We start from the raw sequence: 3,311 nt of genomic DNA, 5'->3' as shown, positions 1-3,311 counted from the left end.
TCCGCCGGGGCGGCCACGGGGGCGGGCGGCGGTGGGGCCGTGTCCGTGCGCGGGGCGGGGGGCGTTGCGCAGCCCGCCAGGGCCAGGGTGAGGCATGCCAGGGAGTGGGAGCGAGGGGTTTTTCTGCGGTGCATGGCCCGATTGTCCCGCGCACTGGCGCGCTGCGTGTGTCGGTGTGTTTTGCTACGTATTTGATAGCTGCCTGCGCTTGCCACATATGCACTGCAGGGCAAAAGGACCTCAAAACCGGTTACATTTGATGGCTGCTTACGTCCGCCTGCCATGCAACCACACACCTTCCTCTGGCACGACTACGAAACCTTCGGCGCCGACACGCGCCGCGACCGGCCCGCGCAGTTCGCGGCCATCCGCACCGATGCGGATCTGAACGAGATCGGCGAGCCGCTGATGCTGTACTGCCAGCCTGCCAACGACTACCTGCCCGATCCCGAGGCGTGCCTGATCACCGGCATCACGCCGCAGCTCTGCCTGGAAAAGGGCGTGCCGGAGCACCAGTTCGCCGCCCGCATCGAGGCCGAGTTCGCCCAGCCGGGCACCATCGGCGTGGGCTACAACACCATCCGCTTCGACGACGAGATCACGCGCTTCATGTTCTGGCGCAACCTGATCGACCCCTATGCGCGCGAGTGGCAGAACCAGTGCGGGCGCTGGGACTTGCTCGACGTGGTGCGCATGGCGTATGCGCTGCGGCCCGATGGCATCCAGTGGCCCCAAAAGGAAGACGGCGCGCCGAGCTTCAAGCTGGAGCACCTGTCCAAAGCCAACGGCCTGCTGCACGAGGCCGCGCACGATGCGCTGTCGGACGTGCGCGCCACCATCGCCCTGGCGCGGCTCATACGCCAGCACAACCCCAAGCTGTTCGACTTTGCGCTGGGCCTGCACAAGAAGGACCGCGTGGCCGCCGAACTGCGCCTGCCCACCACTGCCGCCACGGCCCGGCCCTTCTTGCACGTGTCGGGCATGTTCCCGGCCGAGCGCGGCTGCCTGGCGGTGATGTGGCCGCTGGCGAGCCACCCGACCAACAAGAATGAGCTGATCGCCTGGGACCTGGCGCACGACCCCACGGAGCTGGCGACGCTGGGGCCTGATGAAATCCGCCTGCGCCTGTTCAGCAAGGCCGACGCGCTGCCCGAGGGCCTGGCGCGCCTGCCCGTCAAGACGATCCATCTGAACAAGTCGCCCATGGTGGTGGGCAACGTCCACACGCTCACGCCCGCGCTGGCGCAGCGCTGGGGCATCGACCTTACGCGCGCCGCGCAGCATGCCGAGGCGGCGCGGGCGCTGCCGGACATGAGCGGCATCTGGCCCGCCGTGTTCGCCCGCCCGCCAGAGGCCGCGCCGGATGTCGATCAAGACCTGTACGGCGGTTTCGTGGGCAATGCCGACCGGCGTCGGCTCAACGACCTGCGCGGCATGGGCGGCGAGAAGCTGGCCCAGGCCCGCACTGCGTTCGACGACCCGCGCCTTTCCGAACTGCTGTGGCGCTACCGCGCGCGCAACTTCCCGGCCACGCTGTCGCCCGAGGACGCCGAGCGCTGGGAGGCGCACCGCGCCGCCTGCCTGTTCGACGGGCAGGGCGGCTCGCGCACGGTGGAGCAGTTTTTCGCGCAGATCGACCAGCTTTCCGAAACGGCAGAGGACGACGAGCGCGCGCAGGAAATTTTGGGCGCGCTCTACGATTACGCCGAACACATCGCCCCCGACCGCTAAAAAAAATCATGACCACCCAAGACCACTTCACCACCCAGATCGTCCACGCCGACCGCCTGGGCGGCGCGGCGCACGGCGCCATCCACAAGCCCATCCACACGTCCGTGCAGTACGGCTACGAGAAGGTCGAGGACCTGATCGCCGTCTTCCAGGGCACGGCCAAGGGCGGCTTCAACTACGCGCGCCAGGGCACGCCCACCACGGCGGCGCTGGAGGCCAAGATCACGCAGATGGAAGGCGGGCAGGGCACCATCGCCTTCGCCACCGGCATGGCGGGCATCTGCGCCACCTTCCTCACGCTGCTGAAGGCGGGCGACCACCTGGTGTCCAGCCAGTACGTGTTCGGCAACACCAACAGCGTGTTCGGCACCTTGCGCGATCTGGGCATCGAGATCACCACGGTGGACGTGACCGATGCCGCCCAGGTCGCGGCCGCGCTGCGGCCCAACACGCGCATGGTGTTCGTCGAGACCATCGCCAACCCCGGCACGCAGATCCCCGACCTGGAAGGCATCGGCGCGCTGTGCCAGCAGCACGGCCTGCTCTACGTGGTGGACAACACCGTGGCCTCGCCGTATCTGTTCCGCGCCGCCACCGTGGGCGCGGGGCTGGTCGTCAACTCGCTCACCAAGAGCATGGGCGGGCAGGGCGACGCGCTGGGCGGCAGCGTGACGGACACGGGCCTGTTCGACTGGAGCGGCTACCCCAACATCTTCGCCGCCTACCGCAAGGGCGACCCCAAGGGCTGGGGCCTGCAGCAGCTGCGCAAGAAGGCCCTGCGCGACATGGGCGGCACGCTGTCATCCCACGCCGCGCACCAGCTGGCGCTGGGCGCCGAGACGCTGGCGCTGCGCATGGACCGCACCAGCGCCACGGCGCTGGCGCTGGCGCAGTGGCTGGAGCAGCACCCCGCCGTCGCGCGCGTGCTGTACCCGCTGCTGCCCTCGCATCCGCAGCACGCCATCGCGCGCCAGCATTTCAAGGCCGGCTCGTGGCTGCTGTCGTTCGAGCTGCGCGACGCCGACCAGTGCCTGGCCGTGTGCAACCGCCTGCGCCTGCCCATCAAAGCGACAGGGCTGGCGGACGCGCGCACGCTCATCATCCCGGTGGCGCACACCATCTTCTGGGAGGCCGGGGCAGAGGTGCGCGCGGCCATGGGCATCGCGGACGGGATGATCCGGCTGTCGGTGGGGCTGGAAGAGGCCGAGGACCTGATCGCGGACTTCGCGCAGGCGCTGGGTTGACCGGTCGGGGTGGGCGGAAATGCTCCTGAAAGCATAGCTGCTACCACAGATTGGCAAAGGGCTGCGACTGGTTCGGCGTCGTTCTAGAGTTTTTTTACCAGCACCTGGCTGCGCCGGTCCCAGTTGTACTTGCGCTTGCGCGCATCGGGCAGCCAGTCCGGGTCCACGGGTTGGAAGCCGCGCTTGATGAACCAGTGCATGGTGCGCGTGGTCAGCACGAAGATGCTCTCCAGCCCCAGGATGCGCGCGCGCTGCTCGATGCGCTTGAGCAGCTTCTCGCCGTCGCCCGTGCCCTGGCTTTGCGGCGAGACGGTGACGGCGGCCATCTCGGCGGTC

At 68.7% G+C, this 3,311-nt stretch carries 3 protein-coding genes; 2 read left to right on the top strand and 1 reads right to left on the bottom strand.

Going from position 1 to position 3,311, the window contains the following annotated elements; all coding sequences use genetic code 11:
• Nucleotides 1-282 precede the first annotated feature (282 nt).
• Both sbcB and QM569_RS12600 read left to right on the top strand, forming a co-directional pair.
• A complete protein-coding gene (gene sbcB / locus QM569_RS12605; RefSeq protein ID WP_414987584.1) occupies nt 283-1,731 on the top strand; it encodes an exodeoxyribonuclease I in 1,449 nt (482 codons plus the stop codon).
• Between the two features lie 8 nt (nt 1,732-1,739).
• Nucleotides 1,740-2,975: a cystathionine gamma-synthase family protein gene (locus tag QM569_RS12600; protein WP_414987583.1), complete on the top strand. Its 1,236-nt coding sequence runs from the start codon at nt 1,740-1,742 to the stop codon at nt 2,973-2,975.
• An 83-nt stretch (nt 2,976-3,058) separates the two neighbouring features.
• Here QM569_RS12600 and QM569_RS12595 read toward each other — a convergent pair.
• A partial coding sequence (locus tag QM569_RS12595) for a GNAT family N-acetyltransferase (RefSeq protein WP_414987582.1) occupies nt 3,059-3,311 on the bottom strand: 253 nt, incomplete at its 5' end.

The sequence above is a fragment of the Acidovorax sp. genome (assembly GCF_047607405.1).
Lineage (GTDB): Bacteria > Pseudomonadota > Gammaproteobacteria > Burkholderiales > Burkholderiaceae_C > Acidovorax.
The sequence above is the reverse complement of the archived record's forward strand: the minus strand, read 5'-3'. Positions and strand labels throughout refer to the sequence as shown.

Coding starts and splice junctions, on each gene's coding strand:
- QM569_RS12600 (WP_414987583.1), top strand. CDS start 1,740: ATGACCACCCAAGACCACTTCACCACCCAGATCGTCCACGCCGACCGC.
- sbcB (WP_414987584.1), top strand. CDS start 283: ATGCAACCACACACCTTCCTCTGGCACGACTACGAAACCTTCGGCGCC.